General features: G+C 48.1%; 19 protein-coding genes and 2 pseudogenes. 3 read left to right on the top strand and 18 right to left on the bottom strand.

The window, feature by feature from the left end:
- Positions 1 to 165 precede the first annotated feature (165 nt).
- The 13 genes and pseudogenes from NK638_RS02820 to NK638_RS02760 all read right to left on the bottom strand — a co-directional run bounded on the left by NK638_RS02820 (position 166) and on the right by NK638_RS02760 (position 13,893).
- Positions 166 to 2,388, bottom strand: coding sequence for an ABC transporter permease (locus NK638_RS02820; protein ID WP_274631854.1), 2,223 nt, complete (start codon positions 2,386 to 2,388; stop codon positions 166 to 168).
- 14 nt (positions 2,389 to 2,402) lie between these two features.
- Complete coding sequence (locus NK638_RS02815; RefSeq protein WP_274631853.1) at positions 2,403 to 2,735, bottom strand: hypothetical protein; 333 nt, start codon at positions 2,733 to 2,735, stop codon at positions 2,403 to 2,405.
- Positions 2,725 to 3,426, bottom strand: a complete 702-nt coding sequence (locus NK638_RS02810; RefSeq protein WP_274631852.1) for an ABC transporter ATP-binding protein — start codon at positions 3,424 to 3,426, stop codon at positions 2,725 to 2,727. The genes NK638_RS02815 and NK638_RS02810 overlap by 11 nt, the downstream gene beginning before the upstream one ends.
- A gap of 67 nt (positions 3,427 to 3,493) precedes the next feature.
- Entirely contained in the window at positions 3,494 to 4,282 is a 789-nt protein-coding gene (locus tag NK638_RS02805; RefSeq protein WP_446739802.1) for an arylesterase, read from the bottom strand.
- Between the two features lie 96 nt (positions 4,283 to 4,378).
- Complete coding sequence (locus tag NK638_RS02800) at positions 4,379 to 5,629, bottom strand: MFS transporter (protein ID WP_342454234.1); 1,251 nt, start codon at positions 5,627 to 5,629, stop codon at positions 4,379 to 4,381.
- Positions 5,630 to 6,006: 377 nt separating this feature from the next.
- A complete protein-coding gene (gene nqrM / locus NK638_RS02795) occupies positions 6,007 to 6,252 on the bottom strand; it encodes a (Na+)-NQR maturation NqrM (protein ID WP_075101264.1) in 246 nt (81 codons plus the stop codon).
- 118 nt (positions 6,253 to 6,370) lie between these two features.
- A pseudogene (locus tag NK638_RS02790) lies at positions 6,371 to 7,437 on the bottom strand (FAD:protein FMN transferase).
- A 289-nt stretch (positions 7,438 to 7,726) separates the two neighbouring features.
- Positions 7,727 to 9,020: pseudogene (gene nqrF / locus NK638_RS02785) on the bottom strand (NADH:ubiquinone reductase (Na(+)-transporting) subunit F).
- A 121-nt stretch (positions 9,021 to 9,141) separates the two neighbouring features.
- Entirely contained in the window at positions 9,142 to 9,750 is a 609-nt protein-coding gene (nqrE, locus tag NK638_RS02780) for an NADH:ubiquinone reductase (Na(+)-transporting) subunit E (RefSeq protein WP_075101261.1), read from the bottom strand.
- Positions 9,750 to 10,421: an NADH:ubiquinone reductase (Na(+)-transporting) subunit D gene (locus NK638_RS02775; RefSeq protein WP_075101260.1), complete on the bottom strand. Its 672-nt coding sequence runs from the start codon at positions 10,419 to 10,421 to the stop codon at positions 9,750 to 9,752. Before NK638_RS02775 ends, nqrE begins: the two co-directional genes overlap by 1 nt.
- Position 10,422: 1 nt before the next feature.
- The gene (locus NK638_RS02770) at positions 10,423 to 11,319 is read right to left on the bottom strand and encodes a Na(+)-translocating NADH-quinone reductase subunit C (RefSeq protein ID WP_274631849.1); all 897 of its coding nucleotides are present in this window, start codon (positions 11,317 to 11,319) and stop codon (positions 10,423 to 10,425) included.
- Complete coding sequence (locus NK638_RS02765; protein WP_274631848.1) at positions 11,300 to 12,535, bottom strand: NADH:ubiquinone reductase (Na(+)-transporting) subunit B; 1,236 nt, start codon at positions 12,533 to 12,535, stop codon at positions 11,300 to 11,302. The genes NK638_RS02770 and NK638_RS02765 overlap by 20 nt, the downstream gene beginning before the upstream one ends.
- A 5-nt stretch (positions 12,536 to 12,540) precedes the next feature.
- Positions 12,541 to 13,893 (bottom strand): Na(+)-translocating NADH-quinone reductase subunit A, encoded by a 1,353-nt coding sequence (locus NK638_RS02760; protein ID WP_274631847.1) that lies wholly within the window; start codon positions 13,891 to 13,893, stop codon positions 12,541 to 12,543.
- Between the two features lie 1,076 nt (positions 13,894 to 14,969).
- Between NK638_RS02760 and hisA the strand changes: the two genes are divergently transcribed.
- Entirely contained in the window at positions 14,970 to 15,707 is a 738-nt protein-coding gene (gene hisA, locus NK638_RS02755; protein WP_274631846.1) for a 1-(5-phosphoribosyl)-5-[(5-phosphoribosylamino)methylideneamino]imidazole-4-carboxamide isomerase, read from the top strand.
- Positions 15,708 to 15,759: 52 nt separating this feature from the next.
- On the opposite strand, the gene NK638_RS02750 is transcribed toward hisA, so the two are convergent.
- Complete coding sequence (locus NK638_RS02750) at positions 15,760 to 15,915, bottom strand: hypothetical protein (protein ID WP_192995117.1); 156 nt, start codon at positions 15,913 to 15,915, stop codon at positions 15,760 to 15,762.
- A gap of 45 nt (positions 15,916 to 15,960) precedes the next feature.
- Between NK638_RS02750 and NK638_RS02745 the strand changes: the two genes are divergently transcribed.
- On the top strand, positions 15,961 to 17,616 hold the full coding sequence (locus tag NK638_RS02745) for a mechanosensitive ion channel domain-containing protein (protein WP_446739801.1): 1,656 nt from the start codon (positions 15,961 to 15,963) through the stop codon (positions 17,614 to 17,616).
- A 258-nt stretch (positions 17,617 to 17,874) separates the two neighbouring features.
- Positions 17,875 to 18,162, top strand: a complete 288-nt coding sequence (locus NK638_RS02740; protein WP_274631845.1) for a hypothetical protein — start codon at positions 17,875 to 17,877, stop codon at positions 18,160 to 18,162.
- A gap of 79 nt (positions 18,163 to 18,241) precedes the next feature.
- Here the strand turns inward: NK638_RS02740 and rnr are convergent, their stop codons facing one another.
- The 4 genes from rnr to thrS all read right to left on the bottom strand — a co-directional run bounded on the left by rnr (position 18,242) and on the right by thrS (position 24,855).
- Complete coding sequence (gene rnr, locus NK638_RS02735; RefSeq protein WP_274631844.1) at positions 18,242 to 20,518, bottom strand: ribonuclease R; 2,277 nt, start codon at positions 20,516 to 20,518, stop codon at positions 18,242 to 18,244.
- A 140-nt stretch (positions 20,519 to 20,658) separates the two neighbouring features.
- A complete protein-coding gene (locus NK638_RS02730; protein ID WP_274631843.1) occupies positions 20,659 to 21,903 on the bottom strand; it encodes a toxic anion resistance protein in 1,245 nt (414 codons plus the stop codon).
- 490 nt (positions 21,904 to 22,393) lie between these two features.
- Entirely contained in the window at positions 22,394 to 22,897 is a 504-nt protein-coding gene (gene infC / locus NK638_RS02725) for a translation initiation factor IF-3 (RefSeq protein WP_274631842.1), read from the bottom strand.
- A gap of 23 nt (positions 22,898 to 22,920) precedes the next feature.
- Entirely contained in the window at positions 22,921 to 24,855 is a 1,935-nt protein-coding gene (thrS, locus tag NK638_RS02720) for a threonine--tRNA ligase (RefSeq protein ID WP_274631841.1), read from the bottom strand.
- Positions 24,856 to 25,570 lie beyond the last annotated feature (715 nt).

Below are 25,570 nucleotides of genomic sequence, written 5' to 3'. Positions count from 1 at the left end.
GCGGTTATCCTGACGGTCTAGGCGAGTTGCGGACGTATCGTTTTGAGATGGTCTCGAGGTAACAGGAACAGATCAAACGATAACAACCGCCTTGCATAGGCTGACAGATAATAGCAGGACTAGCTACAATTAACCCGCCATCAACCTTTGTTAAACTTTGAACATCTAAATCATCGCCCGAACCCGAGCCATAATCCCGCGCCCAATCACCAATCTCACATAAATGATGGCAATGGCAAACAGCAAGACGACTAACGAAACACCGCCAATAGCTAAGTTCGTCCACGGCACGCTATAGCGTAAGTCAAACCACTGGGTAATCGCAAACCAAGCGCCAGCGCTGGCAATCATCATCGCAAACACTGCGGCGCTCACCCCAAGTACACCAATCTCCAAGATATTTAGCTTATATAAATCAGACTTTTGCATTCCTAATAATCGGAAGGACGCGCTCTCTTGCATGCGATCTTGTGAAGTAGACAGTAGCGAGCTGATCAATACCATGATGCCTGTTAGCAATGCCAGTAGGGTGAAGACATAGACCAAGCGGCTCATTTGCACGACCAAATCTTGGACTTGCTCAGCGATAGCGGTACCGTCAATGGTGGTGACAGTAGGGAACTTGCGTACCAGCTGACCTTGTACCTCGGCGATACGGTCCTCAGGGATATGCGCGGTGGCAAACTGGATTTGCGGCGCGCGGGACAGCACCGATGGTTCAAACAAAAAATAAAAATACGGACTCGGGCCACGCTCGAAGCGCGAGCGGATACTGGTAATTTGCCCGACAATTTTGATCCCTTGGATATTAAAAATAATCTCGTCGCCCATGCCGACATTGAGCAAACTGGCGGCCGTATCCAAGATAGATAAAGGTTTGACTTGCTGATCGGCATCCTCGATAGGCGTATACAGCGCATCGTCTGTGAGCGAGTCAACAATGTACTCAGTATCCATCACCGTGTCGGCGTAGCTTAAATTAAACACTCGCGACGGATCATCAAAACCTTCTGTAGGCTCGATATCTTGTACAGGCACACCGCCTGCTGTCACCACCCGCGCCCGAATGACGGGGTAGTAGCTGACAGGTGCGCCAATGATGTTATTAATCGCGTCGTGTTGTTCGCTTTGCACATCGAGCAAAAATATATTGGGCGCGTCTGCAGGGTAGGTGTTGATAAACTGCTCGTTGATACTGTGATTAAGCGTGGTGATAAGCGTCAGGACGGCGACCGACAGCGATAAAGTGACAAAAAACAGCGCCGATTGGTTGCCTTTGCGCGCCAAATTATGAATGGCGATACGCTGCATCCAGCTGATACGGCGGCGCGAGGCCAGTTGTGCCAAGAGCCATAGCCAGCCACGAGCAAGCAGCCAAAATATCGCGACAAAGCCAATCAGACCGATCAGCAGCTGCGCGCCCAGTAGCCACGAGCCCACTTCATAAGCAAAAAACACATACAGACTTGTTAGCATCAGCCCGTACCATAGTATAGGTAGGCGTCGATACCATGGCAGGTTTTGATTGGACTGACTTGCGCCTTGATTGAGCAAGGTTGCAGGCTTGGTATGGTTCAGCGGGCGTAAACCGCGCTGGGCGATGACAAAGCTCAAGAGCAGCGCAATGATGATGGTTTTTAGGACGCTAATGGGGTTGATCGCTAGCGCCACATCGGCAGGTAAGATAGCGCCAAGGTAGGGCTGACTGACCTGTAGTAAGCCGGCACCAAGGATACTCGCTGCGATACAAGCGATGACGGTGGTCGTAAGTAGTAACTGGTAGTAGCTGCGTTTGAGCGAGGCAAGCGGCTCACCTAAGGCGAGGCGAATGGCGTTGTTTGGCTGCTCTTTGCTGACAAAGGCACTGATCACCCCATACATCGCCACCGCCGAGAGCAGGAAGACGGCGATGACCAATAGCTTTAAAAACATCAAGACATTATCAGAGATACGCGAGACAGACGTATCCGCTGACTGAGCGTCAGACAGCTCGATATCAGGGTGGCTTACGAGTAGCTGCTCAAGCGTTGCATGCTGCGCCGCTATTGTCTCGGCATCTCCTGCCATCTCGATACGGTAGTTGACACGGCTGCGCTGCCCCAATAGGTTGGTGGCTGCCAGCGCTTGTTGCTGCATCAGGACCCGCCCGCCAAAGCCAAAGGCACTTAAAGGGCGATCTGGCTCTTTGGTCAGTACATCGCGGATGGTAAAGCGCCCATCACCGATGGTGACGACATCGCCGACGGTAGCGCCAAGACCATTTAGCACCTCTGGCGCGACGATGATGCTATCGGCTGTCAGCTGTTGCCACAGCGGCTGTCCGGAGGCCAGCTCGACGTCGCCATATAATGGATAAGCGGGAGAGACGGCTTTGAGCTGCGTCAGCAATGTCTGCTCTGCGCTCAGACGACTTGGCTGGCAGGCAGGGTGTTGACTTGTGCCATGACCTCGCTTGGCCAGTCTTGTTTGCTGTTGAGTATCAGATCGCCACCGACCAACGCTCGCTGATTGTCAGTGATGTAGTGATCGACGGACTGCTGGATAGAGTCCAGAGTCAGATAAGTGGCCAGTGATAGCGTCAGCGTCAATAAAAACAGTACCGGATACACCCAGCGTCGCCACCAGCTACGGGTGAGGGCTTGCGCGCCTAACGTGCGAGTAAACAGCAGACCTATCAGGCCATGAGACTGGGCTGTAGCAGACTGAGTTGTAGCAGCGCTTGGTTTATTTTTCATCAGCGTTTGACCCATCTATCGTACCGTCATGCATGGTGATCACTCGATCGGCCATGTCAGCGAGTGCTGGATCATGCGTCACGACGACCAGCGCCGAGCCTGTCTGCGCACGCAAGTCTAGCAATAGCTGCATGACCTGCTCGGCGTTTTGCTCATCCAAGTTACCTGTCGGCTCATCGGCAAAGACAATCTTTGGCTGGGCGACCAGCGCGCGCGCCACCGCTGTGCGCTGCTGCTCACCGCCGGATAGTTGACTGGGCAAGCTATCACATCGATGGCCGAGCCCGACTGCTTCGATTAAGGCATCGACCCGCGCAGTATCAGGACGCCGCGCGATATCTAGCGGAAAAGCGATATTTTCGCGCACGCTCAAGGTCGGCAGTAGATGAAACGACTGAAAGACAAAGCCCATCTCGCGCTGACGAATCACCGCTAGCGCCTCTTCATCAAGAGCGCTTAGCGTTTGTCCAGCCAGCGTAACCGAGCCACTATCGGGATAATCAAGCGCGGCCAGTAGACCCAGTAAGGTGGATTTACCTGAGCCTGATTTGCCCATAATCACCACAAACTCGCCGGCATCGACATGGATACTGACGTCTTTGATGATGGCCAGCGATTGCTCACCGACTTGCACGGTTTTATATAAATGCTCGGCACTGAGTATGGCGTTACTGGTAAGTGTGGCGGTCATGGGCAGTTCCGGTTGGTTGGTTTAAGGCCATAAGGCATCGAAGTGAAGCAGCTATAGATAAGCGCCTTTAATTACGCTCACTTTCGACTATTTTTTCTAGCTTGGGCGTGAGCACTGGCAAAACATTTTCATTAACGATCATGCGATAGCCCTCTTTAGTCGGGTGAATGGCATCCGCTTGGTTGAGCGCGGCATCACCGCCCACCCCGTCCAAAAAGAACGGAATCAGCGTAACCCCCGTGTCTTCGGCGATGCGCGGATAAATCGCGGCAAACGACTCTACGTAGTCTGAGCCAAGATTGTCATAAATCTGCATGCCGCCCAAAATGACTTCGCTGCCACCTGCTTGCAAGCGTTTGATGGCGGTACGTATGTTATTTTCGATAGTGGCGACTTCTATACCGCGCATGGCATCATTAGCACCGATAGTCAGTATGGTGATATCAGGTTTGGTCTGTAGCACCCAATCCAAGCGATTGACCAGCCCTGTGCTGGTCTCGCCGCTCAAGCCGGAATTGACGACAGTGATATTGGAATAGCCCATTTTTTTTAACTGCGCTTCTAGTTGGGCAGGGTAGTTATCTTCAGGCGACACGCCCAAGCCTTCGGTCAAGGAGTCGCCCAGCGCCAAGATGGTCAGCGCTGCTTGCTGCTCATCCAACCGTGAGGGGAATGATGTGTCGGCAGTCTGGCTGATTTGAGTAGTTTGGCTGATAGGCGGGGTTGGTTGTGTGCTGTCAGCTGGCGTGGTATCAGCATTATCAGGCGATTTTTGACAACCAGTGGTGGCCATCACCATGGCTAAGAAGGTCGCCACCGGTAGGTGCGAAGTCAAACGAGAAGATGGTTTCATAATACGTAGTCTGTCCTATAATCAATCAAACCAGTGTAGCAAAATAAGATCGCGACCAATATTATGATAAGGTTACCGTGATTTAGGGTTAAGCTGATGTTAAGCGTGCTTACCATCGACCATGATTGGGCGACTGACCAGCCATGCCATCACGACGTTGATGATCATCAAGATCAGCAGCATAAACAGCGCCAAGTCCCAACTGCCTGTGGCATCATGGATCCAGCCAGTACCAAGCGGACCAAAAAACGCCAGTAGATACCCCACTGCCTGCGCCATACCAGACAATTCGCTGGATTGGTTGGCGGTATAAGTGCGCATCGAAAACAGCATCATACTTAAGGTAAAAATCGCCGAACAGCCCATGCCCATGAGCCCAGACCACAGCCAAGCAAGGTCGGTCGATAGGTACATGATGCCCAATACACCAAACACGTTTAAGGCGGCGGCAAAGACGGCCAGTGCCTGAATCGGTCGACCGCGATTGACCAGCCACGTCAGGCTCAAAATCGCCACCGGTGCCATAAACTGAAACACCGAGCCCATTTGTCCAGCACTCACCGCAGACAGCCCCTTACTGAGCCAAATTGACGGTAAAAAACTGGCAACGGTATAAAACAACAAAGACTGCAGACCCATAAACACCGCAATCTGCCAAGCAAATGCTGAGCGCCATACCGAAATGTCTGATGAGCCGGTAGCGAGCGGCGCCACCACCCGTGTCGATGAGCCTAGCCGCACCCGCAAAAACACCCACAAAACCAAGGCAAAAAAGCCCAAAAGCGCCCAACCGCCAAGCGCCCACTGCCAACCAAACTGCTCAGATAACGGCAGCACCACACCTGCGACGATGCCTGCGGCGACGGTCAAGGTCAAGCTAAAGCAGCCTGTTACCAGCGGTATGTGATTGGGTGTGCGCTGTTTGATGACAGGCGCGGCCAAGGTGTTGGCAAAACCGATGGCCAGCGTTAGTAATACCGTCCCGCTCAAAAAGCCAATCCAAGTGGGAATCACCGAGCGGATGACCATGCCAATTGTCAGCAGGGCAATCATCGAAATCAAGGTATTCTCAAGCCCAAAGCGCTTACTGATGGCAGGCGAGATAAGCGCGCCCAAGGCAAAAGTCAGCATCGGCACTGCGCCCAGCCAGCCAAGCTCAGTCTCAGAGATACCGAGCGCCTCTTGCACCACAGGTGCGATAGAGCCAAGCGCCACGATAGGTGCGCGCATGTTGGTCGCAAGTAATACGATCGCACATAACACCAGCCAAAAAGTAAAGCGTGATGATGGCGGGATGGAGGATTTTGACGCTTTTGTTTGAGAAGCAGACAGATTTGCGGAGGTAGACATGGTAGCACGACTATTATATAAAATAAAAAACACGTCATTAGATAGCGTCGCCGCAGCGCCGCTTACCAAATAACACCAGAAAAGTCTCATTAAAACGATGAGTTAGAAAAGCCGTTAGGGCTTTACAACACGGGCAGAAAGCCTGTCATATGAACTTGCCGCCCTCTCAAACAGGGCAAACTTAGTATATGGATGATAACGATGAAGGTTTGATTCTAGATTTATAAAACATCAGCGGCTTATAAAAGCTATCAAAATGAATATGGCACAAGAAAAATAGCGCCAACTCTATTTTGTAGAGTTTGACGCTATTATAAGAACAATTGATGACTAGATACTACCAGCGTATGGTAACAGACGCGGTATTTATATCTACTCTAGACAGATTTGCCTAACTGAGCGGCTTTAAGCGCGGTTTCTTGCTGCTCGGCGATGAGTGAGTCGCACTTGTTTGGGTCGTTGCCACAAAATGAGCAATGCTCGTCGCCCATCAGTTTGGCCACCCCGCCGCAAGAGCCTTTTAGGGGCTTTTTTTTCACCATATATCCAATACCCATAAAGACAAAAAACAGCACAAATACAGTAAAGGTAATCGCAAGCATGGGGAGCAATTGAGTAAACATAGAGGAAACCTCGTATTAAAAATAGGGCTGTCATCAAAGACAACACCTTTATAGTATAGCAGATTTTTGCAGATGCCGCTTGAGCGTATCAAGATGTTTGGCGCATGCAGCTGGCAGTTTACAAGGGTTTGTCGGCGCGTAATGCTTGCATCGCTGGTGTCTGTACCACTTGCCATTTCCCAATATTGTCAGCGTCTTTGATGGTTTTTTTATCACTATCATTATCGGTATCGGCTAATACCACAAACATCGCCGCTAGGTTTTGCTTTTGAGCGACGTCTAGCGCCTGCTGATACGGCATGGCAGTCAGCGCCGTCGCCCACGCATCGGCCAGCGCTACTGACTCTGCGGCGACAGTGACAGAAGGCGCGCCGCCCGCGATGGGAGTGCCCGTGGTGGGGTCGATGGTATGGCTATAGCGCTCGCCATCGAACACCACAGAGTTGCGGTAGTTGCCAGAGGTCGCCAGATGCATTTGATTGGCCGTGCTGATAGGTTGGCGAATCGCTGATATGGTCTCGCGCTCACTGACAGTGCTGTCTTCGATAGGGGCGTCGATTTTTGTTTGTTGACACCAGAGGTCGCAATCTCGCCGCCTATCTCCACCATATAGTTTTTGATTTGATAGTCGTTTTTGAGCACATCAGCGATGACATCGACGCCATAGCCTTTTGCCACCGCAGAAAAATCCAGCCCCACGCCTTTTTTGGTTTTGTAGATGCTTTGCTGATCTTGTACGATACTGTCAAAATCGACCAAGGCTTTTGCTTGAGCGATCTCGAGCGCAGTGGGTGGATTTTGTAAGCGCTCGACGGTCATGGTACTACCAAACCCCCACGTCTCTACTAGGGGCATCACTGTTGGATCAAAGGCACCGCCGGACTGCTGATAGACGGTGCGCGACACCTCAAGCACATGTGCAAAGTCGGCATCGATCGCTATGGGTGTGTCCTTTCCTAGCTGGTTGAACTTAGAGATAGTAGAGTCAGATTGATAGGTCGACATGCTATCATTGATCTGTTGCAGCCGCTGATCGATGGCTGCTTGTATGGCAGCTTCATCTGCATTATCAGGGAGCTGATAGCTGATATGGTAGCTTGTCCCCATCGTTTCACCAGTCAGATAGTTATAATCTGGTGTTTGCTGGCAAGCACTGAGGCTCATTATAGCGCCTACAGTGGTCATCGTCAGTAAGGTCGGGCGTATGGATTGAGGCGCGGCAAAAAACGAGGTTACATTTGTCATATGAGTCATCACAGCTTGATAAGGCAAAGGGGTGAATGGAGCGTCAACGAATAACGGCGCTAAACCTCTCCTATTTTACACCCCTTATCACCTATAAGGCCAATAGCGTTGCCTTAGATTTTAGTTCAAGTTTTGAGTCAGTGCTTTTATTAGAGGTAAATCTTTTGACAAAAAAAGAGCCTCACTTGAGGCTCTTTTTTTACTGTCGCTTTTAGTGTTGCTTTTTTACTTAACCACCGAAGTCATCAAGTAGGATGTTTTCATCCTCCACGCCCAAACTATGGAGCATGTCAATTACCGCCGCGTTCATCATCGGTGGCCCACACATGTAGTATTCACAGTCTTCTGGGTTTGGATGGTCTTTTAGGTAATTTTCAAGTAGCACATTATGGATAAAGCCGGTCGGACCATCCCAGTTATCTTCTGGTAATGGATCAGATAGCGCCACATGCCACTCAAAGTTATCGAACTCTTCTTCGAGCTGATCGTAGTCTTCGACATAGAACATTTCACGAATCGAGCGCGCACCGTACCAAAAGCTAATCTTACGCTTAGAATTTAGACGTTTTAGCTGATCGAAGATGTGCGAGCGCATCGGTGCCATACCAGCACCGCCCCCGACGAAGATCATCTCAGCATCGGTATCTTTGGCAAAGAACTCACCATATGGGCCTGATACCGTCACCTTATCACCAGGTTTTAGGCTAAATACCCAAGACGACATCTTGCCCGGCGGGATACCTTCAGGACCACGCGGCGGTGGACTGGCGATACGGATATTAAACTTGATGATGCCTTTTTCTTCTGGGTAGTTGGCCATCGAGTACGCACGAATAACGGGTTCATCGACTTTTGAGACGTATTTAAAGACGCCGAACTTTTCCCAGTCTTCACGGTACTCTTCACCGATATCAAAGTCTTTGTAATGTACTTCATGCGGCGGCGCTTCTAGCTGTACATAGCCACCAGCGCGGAAGTTGACTTCCTCGCCTTCTGGAATCTTAAGTACCAGCTCTTTGATAAAGGTTGCCACGTTATCGTTAGAGATAACTTCACATTCCCATTTTTGTACATCAAAAAACTCAGGGTCGATCTCGATTTTCATGTCTTGCTTGACAGCTACCTGACAGGCTAAGCGCATGTGATTGCGAATCTCGCCTTGTGTAAAATAGCCTTCTTCGGTGGGCAGGATAGAACATGTGATTGCGAATCTCGCCTTGTGTAAAATAGCCTTCTTCGGTGGGCAGGATAGAACCGCCACCTTCAATAACGCGGCAACGACACTGCGCGCACGTACCACCGCCACCACAAGCTGAAGATAAGAAAATACCTTCGCTTGCTAGCGTTTGCAGTAGCTTGCCGCCCGCTGGTGTCACAACGTCATTATCGGGATTATCATTGATATGGATGGTAACATCACCTGAACTGACCAGTCTTGAGCGCGCCGCCAAAATAATGGCGACCAGGCCCATGATGATCAAGGTAAACATAGCAACGCCACCAATCGCCGTAGCATAATCCATGATATGTATCCTTAATCTATGGAGTAGGGGAGTAACAGGACGCCTAGCGTCTACTGCTACCCCTACCGAATAAATGAATTAAATAGGTCAAATCGCTAACTAGGCTTTTCAGCGTAGCGGTTTAGATTGACATACCGCCAAAAGACATAAAGCCAAGTGACATCAGACCAACCGTGATAAAGGTAATACCAAGACCACGCAGCGGTGCTGGGATGTCTGAGTATTTGAGCTTTTCACGGATACCAGCCAATGCGGTAATCGCCAATGCCCAACCAAAACCTGCGCCCACGCCATATACGACCGATTCGCTAAAGTTGTAGTCACGCTCCACCATAAACAGAACACCACCCAAGATGGCACAGTTGACAGTAATCAGCGGTAAGAACACCCCAAGCGCGTTGTACAAGCTTGGAACGAACTTATCTAAGAACATCTCTAGAATCTGTACGGTCGCAGCAATCAGACCGATATAACTAAGTAGGCCTAAGAAGCTTAGGTCAATATCAGGAAAGCCTGCCCATGCCAGCGCCCCACTTTTTAGGATAAACTGAAACAACAGATTGTTTAGCGGTACGGTGATGGCCATCACGACAATGACTGCGACCCCAAGGCCTATGGCCGTTGAGACTTTCTTGGACACTGCCAAAAAGGTACACATACCTAAGAAGTAGGCCAGCGCCATATTCTCGATAAAGACTGAGGTTATAAATAAACTAACATAGTGTCCCATTAGTGACCGCCTCCATGTACCATGCCTTTAGATTGCGGCTTCATGACAAACTCAGCATCTTCAACTTGTTCTGGTTTCCAGATACGCACAATGGCGATAAACAAACCGATGATAAAGAACGCTGACGGTGGTAGTAATAACAAACCGTTTGGAATATACCAGCCGCCATCAGTGACAGGCTGCAAGATGGTGATACCAAACCAGGTACCGGCACCGAGTAGCTCACGGATGGTTGCGACAAATAACAATACCGCTGAATACCCAAGACCGTTACCGATCCCATCCAAAAAGCTAGGGACAGGCGGATTGCTCATGGCAAAGGCTTCGGCACGGCCCATCACGATACAGTTGGTAATGATCAAACCAACGAAGACCGATAGACCTTTACTCACATCATAAGCCACCGCTTTTAGTACCTGATCGACCAAAATAACCAACGAGGCAATAATCGTCATCTGGACGATAATACGAATGCTCGATGGAATTTGCTTACGGATGATAGAGATAAAAAAGCTCGAAAACGCTGTTACCAGTGTCAAGGCCACACACATCACCATGGCGTTGGCCATGCTGGTGGTGACTGCCAATGCCGAGCAGATACCTAGGATCTGTAGGGCAATGGGGTTATTGTCAAAGATAGGCGTGGTTAAAATACTTTTGGTGTCAGCCATGTTATGCCTCCTTGCCGTTTACTACTGGCGCTGCCAGTTCGGTGTTCGGTTCAGCTGTCAGCGTCGCTTGACTGGCTTGCGTGTCTGCATTGTCAATCGTTTGACCACTGTCTTGGCGCAGCTTATCTAGATAAGGCTTGTAGCCTTGCTCACCCAGCCAAAACTGAATCATATTGCTGACACCGCGACCCGTTAAGGTTGCACCGCTGATGCCATCGACCCAGTTATCTTTTGGTGTGCCAGCTTTGGTCACGCCAGTAGCCACATTGCCATCTTCGTCATACGACTGGATGCCACTCCACTGGGCGCGCCACTCTGGCTCTTCGATACGAGCACCGAGCCCTGGGGTTTCTTTATGCTCATAAAAACTGATACCTTTGATGGTATTCATGTCGCTCTCAAGCGTTAAGAAACCATAGATCGTGCCCCATAGGCCATAGCCTTGAATCGGTAGCACCACCATTTCAGGATTGCCAGCGTCGTCGCTTTTTACGTAGACTTTGGCATATTTTGGCTTACGGCCAATACCAGCAGGATCGTTGTCGCCCAAGTCTTCACTCAAAGCTTGGTTTTTGGTTGCTTGACTGGCGTCATAGACGTTGCGATCAGGGATGCCAGCGGCTTTTAGCGCCTCATCATCGAGATAGTCACCTGTATTTAGGTCGATGATCTCGACATCAAAATCTTTAAAACGCTCAGCCACATCGCTTGCAGTATCTGACTCAGCATTGTACAGGCCGGCGGCAACGAGGATATTTTTGTTACGGTCTAAGCGAGCGTTTTCGATTTGTGCTGGTTTTAGACCCACAGCAACTGCCGAGACCAATACAGAGCACACCAAACATAGCGTCAGTGCAACGCTGATGGTTTTTGCGTTATTACTTTTGGGCTTGGACATAACGAACCCTCCGAGCAGTTTGGCGTTTGATGTTTGCTTGGGTAACAAAGTAATCAAACAATGGAGCAAATAAGTTGGCGAATAAAATGGCCAGCATGATGCCTTCTGGGAAGGCTGGGTTGACGACGCGAATCAATACGGTCATAAAGCCAATCAAGATGCCATACGCCCAGCGGCCTTTATTGGTATGCGCAGCAGAGACAGGATCGGTTGCCATAAATACCGCACCGAAAGCGAAGCCACCGATGACCAAGTGCCAATAAAACGGCAGATTCATCATCAGATTGTCTTCTGAGCCAATCATATTAAAGACCAGCGAGGTGGCGATGAGGCCGACCACACAGCCTGCCATGATGCGCCATGAGGCGATACGCGTCCACAGTAGTACGGCCGCACCCATGAGGATAGCGAGCGTAGAGACTTCACCGATACTGCCTTGCATGTTGCCCAAGAACGCATCACTCCAAGTGATGGCATTGCCATAGACATCGACGAAATCTTGTGGAGCGACGCCAAGCGCTGCAAGACCAAGCGGTGTCGCGCCAGAGAAGCCGTCCACCGCTGTCCAGATTGAGTCACCTGACATATACGCTGGATAGGCAAAGTAGAGGAAGGCACGACCTGATAGAGCAGGGTTTAGGAAGTTTTTACCCGTACCACCGAAGACCTCTTTTGCCACGACCACACCAAAGATGATACCCAAGGCGACTTGCCATAATGGGATATCTGGCGGTAGACAAAGCGCGAAGAGTACTGAGGTCACAAAGAAACCTTCGTTGACTTCATGGCCGCGCACCACGGCGAAGATAATCTCACAGAGAATACCAACCGCGAAGGTGACGATATAAATGGGTAAGAACTGCATGGCCCCATAGACAAAGCTGGCCCAAATACTATCTGGATTGTAACCTGCCATGCTGGTGATGACCGTGCGCCAGCCTTCAGGCTGCAAGCCTAGCTGAGCGATGGCAGTTAATGCTTGGTGGCCGATATTGTACATACCCCAAAACATCGCAGGGAAGGTACAGAGCCAGACGGTAATCATGATGCGTTTTAGATCGATACCATCGCGCACGTGTGACGAGGCGTAGGTAGTGGTACCTGGCTGACGCAAAAACGTATCGAACATCTCAAAGATGGCATAGTACTTTTCGTGTTTGCCACCCTTGGTAAAAGACGGCTCCATACGATCGAACATATTGTGTAAAAATTTCATCGTGGTTAGCCCTCCAGCTCAATGCGCGTTAAGTTATCACGCAAGATATCACCGAATTCATATTTGCCAGGAGAGACGAAGGTGCATAATGCCAAATCTTCTTCGTCCAATTCGAGTGCGCCCAAATCAACGGCGCTAACGATATCCTCAACAATCAAGGCACGTAGTAGCTGTGTTGGCAGATAATCTTGCGGCATGACTTCTTCATAGACACCGATGGGTACCATCGCACGCGGTGAGCCGTTGCTGGTGGTGGTGAAGTTGTATTTTTTGCCACCAAAAAACTGAGAGATATAGATAGGCAGTTTAGAGAAGCGGTTTTTACCAACGGTAAAGAAGTGAAATGCTGGACGCTCACGGCCTTCAGGTAGGACGCTGACTTGGTTGTGAAAGCGGCCAAGATAAGCGATGCTGCTAAACACCTTGCGTCCTGACAGCACTGAGCCTGAGATGACACGGTTTTCACCAGCGGCCAGTTGGCCTTTGGTCAATGCTGTGATGTCAGCACCGCGCTCGGTTGCGATCAGATGTGGCGTATTGACTGCAGGGCCTGCCAAGCTAATCATACGGCGCGTGTACAAGTGGCCAGTGGTAAATAGCTTACCGATAGCAATCACATCTTGATAGCCAATCGTCCAGACGGTGACACCGCGCATGACTGGATGCAAAAAGTGAATGTGCGTGCCGGCGAGTCCTGCTGGATGCTTACCTGCAAAACTATGATACTCAGTGACGTTGTTTGCCGCGGTTTTTGCAACGGGCGGCAGGCTAGCATCACCATGATGACAGACAAAAGTCTTAGGGCTGAGGGTAGATAATACTGCGAGGCCGTCATTGAACGCTTGCAGCTCCTCATTGATCAGCAGCATCGGGTCAAACGCAAGTGGATTGGTATCCATCGCGGTGACAAAGATGGCATGCGGACGGGCACCGATTTCTGGTGCGCGGCTATAGGGGCGCGTACGAAACGCAGTCCATTCGCCAGAGGCCAGCAGTTGGGTTTCAACGACCTTCGAGTCTAGGTCAGCAAGTTGCTGGGAGTCATAGCGCTCGAAGTCTACTTCTTCACCGTTTGGGTCGACCGCAATCACAAGGCTTTCAAACACTCGGCGCTCGCCGCGATTGATCGCGACGACTTTACCAGCAGCAGGGGCAGTGTAGATAACACCAACACGTTTTTTGTCTTCAAAAACGGGCTGGCCTTTAGCTACGACATCACCTTCTTTGACATTCATTGTGGGTTTCATACCCACATAATCATAGCCAATGACTGCTACATGTGTTGGTTGGTGCTCAGATATCTCGCGGGAGGGTTCACCGGTGATGGGCAAATCCAAACCTTTTTTGATGGTAATCATAAGCGAAAACTTAGTCCATAGTCTAAAACGATACCAGACGTCCTGTTTGGTATATCGGTAGCATGAACATCTGCGTCATTTAATAAAGCCCTCAACTCGCTATTCCTATAGTAGGATAGAGATACATAAGGCTTTGAAAACAACGCAAGAATATCACTGCTAGTAAGAGTATTAACGCTGACCTTAGACTCCTTAACAACACGTTAATGTCTTATTCGAATTACCAAAGTTGGCGACTGGCTACCAAGGTGTATGCTAAAACCATCAAACCAAACGCACTCACTTTGGGTGTTGGCCAAAAGCGACTGCATTGATCGTAAACAGCTCCATCATACGTTTCATTGAAAATTAAAACCTGTAAACCAGCACGATTGTCGCTTTATGAACTGGCTTTTTGTTGCAGAGCCAATGACATAAAAACGCAGCCAAGTAATCTACAAAGATAGATAAACTGGTCGAAGTCACACTAGCCCTGCCGCTGGTAGACATACGGTATATGACCATCTGCCGCTGGGAATATAGGAGTGACTGTCTAAGGCGTTATCTCATGATAGGGATGTAAGGGAGATGTATAAAAAGACGTCTCAAGGGTAATGGCGCAGCGCAGTCTGCTCTCAGACTGGCATTGAAGATTGTTACGTTAACCCTTTTAGCCAACTGTCAGCCAATATTGTACTGGTTCATTTAGCTGTTGCTCGATTCATCCTGACCGCCATGAGCACTTCAGTGATGGTTAACTGAAAAAAAGTGTGGCGCATGGTTGCTATCATATAGAAACAAATACAAATTTACCTAGGATTATACGCTAAATTGACCTAAAATTGCCAGCCGGTAAGTGAATTTACCTAATGTTGCCAGTGATTCCGTTTGCTAAAACTTATGGTTATGATTGTTAAGTTTTTGGCATTATTCGTTGTTTGAATTATTCAGATTTGAGCCAACACGAAGAGAATTTACTGATACTATATTCTGACTGATTTTGTCAGCCACTGATTTCGAAATGGTCTGCGGTAGTATTTTAGTATCAGTGATATGTTAGATTACTTATTTTATTTGTGCGTTATAAGGAATGTCCTATGTGTGCTGTGCCTGTCATTATTCCGGCGATTGATTTAAAAGATGGTAAATGTGTGCGCTTAAAGCAAGGCCGTATGGAGGATGATACGGTGTTTTCTGACGATCCTGTGGCCATGGCGGCGCGCTGGGTAGAAGAAGGTGCGCGCCGCTTACATTTGGTGGACTTAAATGGCGCGTTTGATGGGGTACCAGTACACAGACAAGTGGTCAATGACATCGCCAAGGCTTATCCAACTCTGCCTATCCAGTTGGGCGGCGGTGTGCGCAATATGAACACCATCGAGCAGTACATCACTGCAGGTTTGACGTATATTATTATCGGCACCAAAGCAGTCGAAAATCCCGACTTTGTCACTGAAGCTTGCCGTGAGTTTGCAGGACATATCATCGTGGGTATCGATGCCAAAGACGGTATGGTGGCGACCCATGGCTGGGCAAATGTCACTGATACTCGCGCCACCGAGCTGGCCAAGCGCTTTGCCGATGTAGGCGTATCGTCAATCGTCTATACCGACATCGCCCGTGACGGCATGATGCAAGGCGTCAACGTCGAACAGACAGTCAATCTAGCTCGCGAAGGTGGCCTGCCTGTGATTGCCTCAGGCGGCGTGACCGACATAAAAGACATCGAGCTGCTAAAACCCTATGGCGACTGTATCGAGGGTATCATCACTGGCCGCGCCATCTACGAAGGCACACTCGATTTGCGTGCTGCTCAAGCATATCTAGACAGCTAAGCTCACCTAAGATTTGCTAAAAATTTACTCGCTAGGTTCTTACTTGCTGGGCTCAGCGCTCAATGGCGAGGATAGGCAACGCGCTACGGCTATCTGTTTGCTGCGCCATAGCGGCGGCGTCAAGCAAATAGCCGTATGTTTGCTTTATCGTAGATAGACTTACGCCTAGCTGATAAGGTAAGACAAAGAGCAGGAACCACGCTTGCATAAGACCTTGAGGTTTTGGCAATGATGCAACAAGCAAAGGATGCTTATGTCGATTTATCTCACGCAAAAAATGCCCACCATCATCTGCCGTCTGGCCAGTATATGCGGTCAGCTGCTGTTGCTATTGGCGCTGCTTGGTCAGCTGCCAGCTCATGCAGCTATTGAAGATGCTGCCTCCATTAGCGCCGCGCTCAGCGGTGAAAATGTTGACAATGCAGAAGCGCTTGATGAAGACAATACCGAGCCAGCACCTGCTACCTCTGACAGCATAGCTGAAACGCCAGAGACCCTAGAGCCATCACCTGAGCCTACCCCGCCGCCTATCATCAGTGGTGAGAGTACCAATAACGCGCAAATCAAGACCACGCCGACTCCGCAAAAAGACAATGATATCCGCCAACGTATCACTGGCATATTTTCAGAAATAGACGGGTTGCAAGCGGTCAATGTCAGCGTGACGCAAGGGGTGGTTACCCTGACGGGAGAGACGCCCAATGAAAAAAAGGCGCAGCAAGCCATCAACTTGACCAATCGCTTGACAGATGTGGTCACGGTCGAAGACCGAATCAATCGTACCCTCGATGTACAAGACAACGTTACCACTGTCTATCAAGGTCTAAAAGCACAGGTGACCAATCTAGTGAAGGCATTGCCGCTACTATTGGTCGGTATAGTGCTGTTTGGCTTGGTGACTTGGTTTGGCAGCTGGCTCTCCAATCGCAAAAACATGTGGCAACGTCTGACGCCAAATCCATTTGTGGCAGAGCTACTGGCTCAAACCATCAAAGTTATTTTTATCATCTTTGGTCTGATCTTGGCGCTGAGCCTGATCGGCGCAGAGACTGTCTTGGGTACGTTACTTGGCGGGGCAGGCGTGATCGGTATCGCGGTTGGTTTTGCGGTCAAAGACACGATTGAAAACTATATTGCCTCACTCATGCTTAGCATCCGGCAACCGTTTCGCGCGCGTGACCACATTGTCATCAATGGGCAAGAGGGTATCGTCGTGCGCCTGACATCGCGAGCGACTATTTTGATGACTTTAGATGGCAACCAGCTGCGCATTCCGAATGCCGAGGTCTTTAAAGGTACTATTCTAAATTATACCAAAAACCCTGAGCGCCGCTTTACTTTTGAGCTGGGTGTGGACGCCAACGATGACCCGCTGGCAGCCATCAAGGTTGGACTAGATGCGATACACCAGTTGGCGTTTGTCTTAGATGAGCCAAAAGCGATTGCCGTCATTACCAATGTCGGCGACTCAAATATCATTTTAGAGTTTCAGGTATGGGTGGATCAATCCGAGACCGATTTTTCTAAAGCGCGTAGTATCGCCATTCGCGAGACCAAGCACGCGCTAGAAAATGAAGGCTTTAGCTTACCTGAGCCTATTTATCGACTGCGTTTTAACCATAAATTAGAGCAAGCTTTTGAGCAGATGCCACAAAACAACGCCACCTCGGGTGCTACCCTTACGACCACCGTGCCCAGCGCTACCTCAAGCAATCAAGCGCCAAGCTCCACCGATGATAAAGATAAAGAGCAAGCAAAAGCCCGTGCCAAAACTATCCTGCAAGGCCGCAGTGCCAGCGATGTCCTCGATGCCCGCCCCGATGATAAGCTGATGGAAAAGGTCGAGCAAGAAATCGCCGAAAACTCAGATGAGACTGATTTGCTAAATAACAATAGCCCGCAAGAATAATCAGCTTAGCGCCTGTACTCAACTCAATCGATAGCCATCTAAACGAGCGAAAAATGGCTAAATCTGGCCAAACAGGGTCAAATAGCTGACTAATATCTCGAGATTATCTGCGCTATCTTCCTTGTTTAGTGGCAAATGTTTAGCGGCAGTTTATCTCATTTTTATCACCATTTTTAAAATGCGAACACGCCCTAAAAAACGGCATAAAAAGTGCAATAAAATAGATATTTGATGACTATCTAGAGACGAAACACTTTTATGCAAATGAAACATTTGATTATCTTTGCACTTGTGGGCATGGTGGTATTATTGGGTTTTAATCTGATAAGCGGGCATCAGCGTGATAAGCACAGAGAGATACTAGTAAACAATAATAGCGCTGAGTCGGCGACTGCGACAGATGCAGATGCAAACACTGGTGAAAATATTGCCAGTCAGCCATTAGGTCAGCAGCCCAAGGCCATCTTGGATGATGCCACCACGCAGATAGAGCAAGCACAGCGAGCCGAGCAGCAGCGAGTCGCGCAAGTGGCTAAAGCCCAGTAGCGTAGCGGGCATAAAAAAAGGCTAACACTGGGTTAGCCTTTTTTATCACTACCTTTTTATCTACCACATCTTATGTAGCTTAGCTTTTTTTGCTTGAGCCTTTGCGGTTGCTGCTCTTTTTAGCTGGTGATTTTTTGGCTGGTGGTTTTTTAGCTTGGTCTTTTTTGGTTTGGTTCATCTCACTGGCTTGTAGCTTGGCTTGTAAATCAAAGTCGATTTGTAGCAAGTCCATATTAACGCCTGCGACTTTGACTTTGACCAAATCGCCCAGACCAAACAGCGTACCTTTGTCTTTACCGATAAGCTGCTGCTGCGTCTCATCATAGACAAAAAAGTCATCACCGACGTTTGAGATATGCACCAGACCGTCGATATACAAGTCAGTCAAGGTGACAAATAAGCCAAAGCTCGTCACGGTGGTCACTACGCCATTGAACTCTTCACCGACATGATCTTTCATATAGTGACATTTGAGCCATGACTCCACAAAACGCGAGGCTTTTTCGGCGCGGCGCTCGGTATCTGAGGTTTGTTTGCCTGCGTCTTCGAGTGAAAAATCCATCACTGGCTGTTTGCTACCCGTGACTTTTGCCTTGATCGCACGATGTAGCATCAGATCAGGATAACGGCGGATAGGCGAGGTAAAGTGACTGTACTCGTCATACGCCAAGCCAAAGTGACCGATGTTGTCCGGCGCGTAGTTGGCCTGCATCATCGAGCGCAGCAGCATGCTGTGGATGCTAATGGCATCGGGTCTGTCTTTGGTGGCTTCGATGATACGCTGATAATCGGCCTGCGTTGGGCTCTCTTCTGGGAAGCTCAAACCAAAGTTTTTGGCGTACTCATGGATACGCATGGATTTTTCGCTATCTGGCCGATCGTGGTTACGATACAAGACAGGCAGCTCATGCTTGAGAGCAAAGTTTGCCGCACAAGTATTGGCCAGTAGCATACATTCTTCGATCAGCTTTTGCGCATCGCCGCGCGTACGTGGCAATATTGCTTCAATGCCACCTTTTTCATCAAACTTAATGTAGGTCTCTACTGTCTCAAACTCCATCGCATGACGCTCTTCGCGTTTTTTCAAAAGCAGCTCATAGAGTTGATGCAGTGTATCAATTGATTTTTTGACGTCTTTATTGCCTGTCAAAGAATCAGGCACGCTTTTGTCTTTTGGGTTGTCAAAATACGCGTTGACTTGGTTGTATGTCAAGCGTGCTTGTGAGTGCATCACACCTGGATAAAACTCATAGCCTGTGATTTTACCAGCGCGCGATATCTTGATATCAGCCACCATACATAGGCGATCACGATTAGGGTTTAACGAACAAAGCCCATTCGACAATACTTCAGGGAGCATCGGAATGACACGATGCGGGAAGTATACTGACGTACCGCGCTCATATGCGTCTTTATCTAACGGCGAGTTTGGCGTGACGTAGTGGCTGACATCCGCGATAGCCACTAAGACGCGGTAGTTACCGCCTGAGCGTTTTTCGGCATATACCGCATCGTCGAAGTCGCGTGCGTCTTCACCATCGATGGTGACTAAGGGTAAATGACGTAAGTCAGTACGGCCCTTTAGGTCTTTGTCAGTAGGCTCCTCGTAATCATTGGCTTGCTTGAGAGCCGCTTCACTAAATTCTGATGGAATATCATAATTCAGTAACGTCGTTTCGATGATCAGCTCGCGGTCGTTGTCATCGGAGAGAACTTCAGTTATTTTGCCAGTAGCAAACTCGTGCTGGTTTGGCCAATCGATGATGTCGATTTTAACGGGTGCGCCTTGCTTGGCGTTTAGAGCCTGTACGTTGTCATCAGTGACAGTAATGGGTTGGTGATGGTTTGGGCTACCAAGCTCGACACAGTAACCTTCGTCATCACGTGTTAGCGTACCGATGAAGGTGTTTTGACGACGCTCTATGATATCGACGATGCGGCCTTCGGTGCGACCGCGGTTGTCTGTTGAGGTACCGATTGCGGCTACTGTATCACCGTTAAACACCCAACGCATTTGTTTTTCGTGCAAAAACAAATCGGGCATGTCTTCTAATAGTACAAAGCCAAAACCTTTGGGATGCGTTGACACAGTACCGGTGACCACATCTTGCTTGGTCACTGTCCGATAACGATAAGGACGACCTTCACGGTTTACTTGACCGTCGCGTGCCATGGCTTTTAGGCGATTGCCCAGCGCATCAAACTGATCTGGATCTTCAATCTCAAAGATCTGCGCCAGCTGCTTGTGAGTGACTTCGCCATGCTCATTAATCGTGCTCAGTATTAGCTCGCGACTAGGGATAGGATTGTCATATCTTTTTGCCTCACTTGAGGCGTTTGGATCGTTCCAACTCATAAATTACCGTATCTATTTTTAAAATTATTAATAATGGCTATCTTAACACGAACGACGAGGCAATATCTTGCGTCAATCGCCTAATCTATATTAAGTCGCAACAGCTGTCCGCTTTTACAGAAGACAGCTGAAAAAAACCATCAAATATCGATATCCACCGCACTAGACTTATCGGTGATTTTTTTGCTGTCTAATTCTTTTGAGACCTCTACCACCGTGGTCTGATTGGATTTGTCGAGATACTTTTGTGCTTTATCGACCTCAGTGGTCAAGGTATTGACCGTTTGTTTCATGTTTTCTAGGGCTTCAACTTTATAATTGCTAATCATGTCCATCGTATCATAGACATTATTGAAGGCGTTTTGCAGTTTATCAAGCTCGATACTGCTGCTGGTCGCCTGCTCATGAATCTCGCCCGATTGACGTTTGAGCATCGCAGAGGTCGATTCGATCAAACTGCTCGTAGTTTTATTCAGCGCAGTGATTTGATCAAGTACCAGTTTTTGATTGGTCATCGCTTGTGCAACCACCACCGCCGTGCGTAGCGCTGAGATGGTCGTCGTGGTCGCGCGGTCGACACCTTTGATCAGCTCCAGATTGTTTTTGCGAATGGTATCAAGCGCCAAATAACCTTGGACGTTGACGGCCAACTGCGTCAAAAAGTCGGTGTTTTTTTGGCGCACATAAAACAGCATCTCTTCTTTGATGATGCGCGCTTTTTCTGGGTCAGTCGCCTCGATGGCATAGACTTTTTGCTCCAACTGCTCATCGATTTTTTTGCCCACATAAATGTACTGACGAATCGATTGCATCAGCTCCCACATATTGACTTTTTCTTGCTCAATCATGGCATTGTCTTTGAGCAGCTCGTCTTTGCCGTTATAGAGACTGGTTACGACGGCATTGATATGTGACTGCGCTGACTCGTACTGACGAAAGTAATCTTGAACCTTGTTGCCAAAAGGAATAAGGCCAAACAGCTTGCGTGAGCTGGTCAAATCTTTTTTGCTAGGGTCCAAATCTTCGACGATACCGCGCAGCTCTGTCAGAGATTTGGCGATAGGGGAGTTATCAAACAGATTGTCGTTGATGCTCTTTGCTGGCAGCTCGAGCATACGATTAGAGACTTGCGCGGACTCACGAATCTCTTTACTGCCTAAGTTGTGTATGGACTGGACGTTTTGCTGAAACTCAGGGCTATGTACAGAGTTGGTGATGACATGATCGACAAAAGCATCAACTTTAGCATCGAGCTCTGGTATCTGGCTTTTATCGAGGGTTACCATCTGGTCGGCTTCACTTTTTTGTATTTCTTTGACGGGCTCAGGCGGCGTCAGTGAAATGCTTGGCGCAGCGGCATTTTCTGGTGGCGTCAATTCTTGCATAAAGTTTCCTATAATATCTAAAGGGACAAAATCAGTAATACATCATCCGTGCGGTTTATGTAGTGTCGACTATATCGGGTATTGTTTTATTTAAAAGACAAGTCACAGCCTGTGGTTTATATAAAGCCGAATAAATACAAAGGCGAATAAATAAATACAGAGCCATTGGGCTTTAGACTAACTGGTAATGAAAAGCTTGAGAAGAGAGGTTTTGTAAAATAGCGTCAGCTTGTGATACCAAAAACAGCGTTTAAAACGCTATAACTGATAAAAACTATAGGTGATAAAAACCACAGTTAATAAAGGCAGTATCGCTGCTTATGATAAATAGGCAGAAAGCCTATATACAAAAAAACCATCAATATCCCGTAGCATATTGATGGTCAACAGTATAAGTATCCATATTAATCAATATCGACATTATCTAACATCGACGGATTAGCATGCCGATTGACAGCCACCACTAACTAATAGTAATCTGGTTAGTCGATCACTTTTTCTTAGTTGGGCCGAGCAGCATACCCATCTGACGACCTTCCATCTTAGGATGTTGTTCGACGTTTGAGATATCAGCGGTATCTTCAATGATGCGGTCAAGTTGCTTGCGACCGATCTCTTGGTGCGCCATTTCACGTCCACGGAAACGAATACTAATCTTAACCTTATCTTGATTTTCTAAGAAACTAATGATTTTACGCAGCTTAACTTGATAATCCGCCTCTTCAGTACTAGGGCGTAGTTTCATCTCTTTAAGCTGAGTCTGCTTTTGGTTTTTCTTAGCTTCTTTGGCCTTTTGTTTTTGATCATATAAGAAGTGCTTATAATCCATGATCTTACATACAGGCGGTTTTGCTTCAGGAACCAATTCGACCAAATCTAAGTTTTCATCACGCGCCGCTTTCATCGCGGTTTCGATATCGACCACGCCCATTTGTTCGCCGTCTTCTTTAACGAGTCGGACTTCTTTAGCTTTGATATCTTCGTTGATGTTCAAACGGTTGGACTGTTTAATAGGTATTACTCCTCATCTGTTTTTGGGGTCTGTCGGCCTTTTTTACCGACAGCGGTCTGTACTAATGTCATAAAGTCAGAGATACTCATCACGCCAAGGTTTTCGCCTTCACGCGTCCGGACATTGACGCTGCCCGTTTCAATCTCTTTATCCCCTAATACTAGCATATAGGGGATACGTTCTAATGTTTTCTCTCGTATCTTAAATCCAATCTTTTCGTTACGCAAGTCGCTAACGGCTCGAATACCGACGTTTTTCAGCTCATTAACCACATTTTCACAAGCCTCTGCTTGCTTGTCAGTGATATTCATCACCACCACTTGCTTGGGTGCAAGCCATACTGGCATCCAACCGGCATAGTGTTCGATCAAAATACCGATGAAACGCTCGAACGATCCTAAGATAGCACGGTGTAGCATGATTGGGGTTTCACGCTCGTTTTGTTCGTTGACGAATTCGGCATCAAGACGCTCAGGCATATTGGGGTCGACCTGAATGGTACCGCACTGCCAGACGCGGCCTAGAGAGTCTTTTAGACTAAATTCAATCTTCGGACCATAAAACGCGCCTTCACCCGGCAAGTATTCCCAATCGAGACCTGAGCTGTCGAGAGCATCGGCCAAAGCTTTTTCGGCAAAATCCCAAGACTCATCAGAGCCGACACGCTTTTCAGGGCGGGTAGAGAGCTTCATGATGATGTTATCAAAGCCGAAGTCTTCGTAGACTTTTAGGGTCAGTTTAATAAAGTCAGCGACCTCTTGCTGAATTTGTGCTGCGGTACAGAAGATATGCGCATCATCTTGCGTAAAGCCGCGTACGCGCATCAAACCATGCAAGGAGCCTGATGGCTCATTACGGTGACACGAGCCAAACTCTGCCATACGCAGTGGCAGGTCACGATATGACTTTAGGCCTTGGTTAAATACTTGCACGTGACATGGGCAGTTCATTGGCTTTACCGCATAATCACGGTTTTCGCTGGCAGTGGTAAACATATTGGTGGCATAGTTGCCCCAGTGTCCTGAGCGCTCCCACAAGCTACGATCGACGATTTGCGGTGTTTTAATTTCTTCATAGCCGTGATCGTGTTGGACTTTGCGCATATATTGCTCAAGTACTTGATAAATCGTCCAGCCATTAGGGTGCCAAAACACCATGCCCGGCGCTTGCTCTTGCATATGAAACAGATTGAGCGCTTTACCAATTTTACGGTGGTCGCGTTTTTCTGCTTCTTCAATACGCTGGATATAGGCCTTTAGGTCTTTTTTATCAGCCCATGCTGTACCATAGATACGTTGCAGCTGCTCGTTTTTGGCATCACCGCGCCAGTATGCACCCGACATTTTGGTCAGTTTAAATACTTTTAAAAAGCGCGTGTTTGGTACGTGCGGACCACGGCACATATCGACGTATTCTTGATGGTGGTACAGACCAAAAGCTTCTTCACCCGGCATATCATTGATCAGTTTCAGCTTATAATCTTCGCCGCGCGCTTCGAATATCTTGATGACTTCATCGCGCGGTGTCATTTTTTTGATAACATCATAATCTTGTTTGATCAGTTGCATCATGCGTTTTTCGATGGCTTCCATATGCTCAGGGGTAAATGGCGTCTCGCTATAGATGTCGTAATAAAAACCATCTTCGATGACCGGTCCGATGACCATTTTTACCTCTGGGTAGAGCTGTTTTACTGCATGACCTAACAAGTGGGCGCAGGAGTGGCGAATGATATCGACACCGTCAGCGTCTTTTGGCGTCACGATTTCAACTTTGGCATCATGGGTTATCGGATCGTGTGCATCGACCAGGTGACCATCAACGCGCCCAGCGACCGTCGCTTTGGCAAGTCCTGCACCAATACTCTGCGCCACTTCCATGACGGTGGTATTGCCTTCAAAGTTTTTTACGCTACCATCTGGTAAAGTAATCGCTACCATAATCTATTCACCTTTTTGGATCCGTTGGCAGTGATGATTGCAACCATCAATCATATAACCGTAAGACCGCATCAATTATATCTAACTGCTGTGATATGTTAAGAAAAGTACCACCTAAAACACTAATGTTGAGACGATATTAACAGCAGGCTTTTGGCCACTTCATCTAAAGGCTCACTTTAGCATTACAAGGTAGTGTCATAAAAGCCAGTATTATAGCAAACACTGCCTAGCAACACTAGGTTGGAGACTATAGATAGAAAGTGACAAGAGTATTATAACAAGCGACGTCAGCACGGTGACTGTTCAAGTATCGATGCAGCACTTGATGCTTCAAAGTTACCTAATTACCGATGCTATGAAAAATAACGTTTTATATCGCTGTATCATGTCTATATCGGATTGACTATATAAGTATTTATTAAGCAGATTTCAATAGGTAATAGATAACGCCAATTTTGCTACCACTATATAACTAATGAAGTGATGATGGTTTAAGTCGCCGCGCCGTCCTAAAAAGTTTTTTTACTAACATATTGAAAACACTAGTCTATTTTATGTTTGTCGAAATTAATTAAAAAACTTGTCAAAAAGCAGTTGACACTCATCAGAAACTCTCTATAATACGCACCTCATCAGGACGAGCTAAGCATTACTAGGGTAGATTACATGGTAACAACGCAGCGAACCTTGAGAAACAAATTAGATAAAAAAG

The sequence above is a fragment of the Psychrobacter sp. A3 genome, from assembly GCF_028823565.1.
Classification (GTDB): domain Bacteria; phylum Pseudomonadota; class Gammaproteobacteria; order Pseudomonadales; family Moraxellaceae; genus Psychrobacter; species Psychrobacter celer.
The sequence above is the reverse complement of the archived record's forward strand: the minus strand, read 5'-3'. Positions and strand labels throughout refer to the sequence as shown.

Excerpts from the sequence above, each read along its gene's own strand:
- NK638_RS02770 (WP_274631849.1), bottom strand. The coding sequence starts at position 11,319 with ATGTCCAAGCCCAAAAGTAATAACGCAAAAACCATCAGCGTTGCACTG.
- hisA (WP_274631846.1), top strand. The coding sequence starts at position 14,970 with ATGTGTGCTGTGCCTGTCATTATTCCGGCGATTGATTTAAAAGATGGT.
- NK638_RS02765 (WP_274631848.1), bottom strand. The coding sequence starts at position 12,535 with ATGAAATTTTTACACAATATGTTCGATCGTATGGAGCCGTCTTTTACC.
- NK638_RS02815 (WP_274631853.1), bottom strand. The coding sequence starts at position 2,735 with ATGAAAAATAAACCAAGCGCTGCTACAACTCAGTCTGCTACAGCCCAG.
- NK638_RS02740 (WP_274631845.1), top strand. The coding sequence starts at position 17,875 with ATGCAAATGAAACATTTGATTATCTTTGCACTTGTGGGCATGGTGGTA.
- NK638_RS02810 (WP_274631852.1), bottom strand. The coding sequence starts at position 3,426 with ATGACCGCCACACTTACCAGTAACGCCATACTCAGTGCCGAGCATTTA.
- NK638_RS02730 (WP_274631843.1), bottom strand. The coding sequence starts at position 21,903 with ATGCAAGAATTGACGCCACCAGAAAATGCCGCTGCGCCAAGCATTTCA.
- thrS (WP_274631841.1), bottom strand. The coding sequence starts at position 24,855 with ATGGTAGCGATTACTTTACCAGATGGTAGCGTAAAAAACTTTGAAGGC.
- nqrE (WP_075101261.1), bottom strand. The coding sequence starts at position 9,750 with ATGGGACACTATGTTAGTTTATTTATAACCTCAGTCTTTATCGAGAAT.
- NK638_RS02760 (WP_274631847.1), bottom strand. The coding sequence starts at position 13,893 with ATGATTACCATCAAAAAAGGTTTGGATTTGCCCATCACCGGTGAACCC.
- NK638_RS02745 (WP_446739801.1), top strand. The coding sequence starts at position 15,961 with ATGTCGATTTATCTCACGCAAAAAATGCCCACCATCATCTGCCGTCTG.
- NK638_RS02750 (WP_192995117.1), bottom strand. The coding sequence starts at position 15,915 with ATGCAAGCGTGGTTCCTGCTCTTTGTCTTACCTTATCAGCTAGGCGTA.
- NK638_RS02775 (WP_075101260.1), bottom strand. The coding sequence starts at position 10,421 with ATGGCTGACACCAAAAGTATTTTAACCACGCCTATCTTTGACAATAAC.
- NK638_RS02800 (WP_342454234.1), bottom strand. The coding sequence starts at position 5,629 with ATGTCTACCTCCGCAAATCTGTCTGCTTCTCAAACAAAAGCGTCAAAA.
- rnr (WP_274631844.1), bottom strand. The coding sequence starts at position 20,518 with ATGAGTTGGAACGATCCAAACGCCTCAAGTGAGGCAAAAAGATATGAC.
- nqrM (WP_075101264.1), bottom strand. The coding sequence starts at position 6,252 with ATGTTTACTCAATTGCTCCCCATGCTTGCGATTACCTTTACTGTATTT.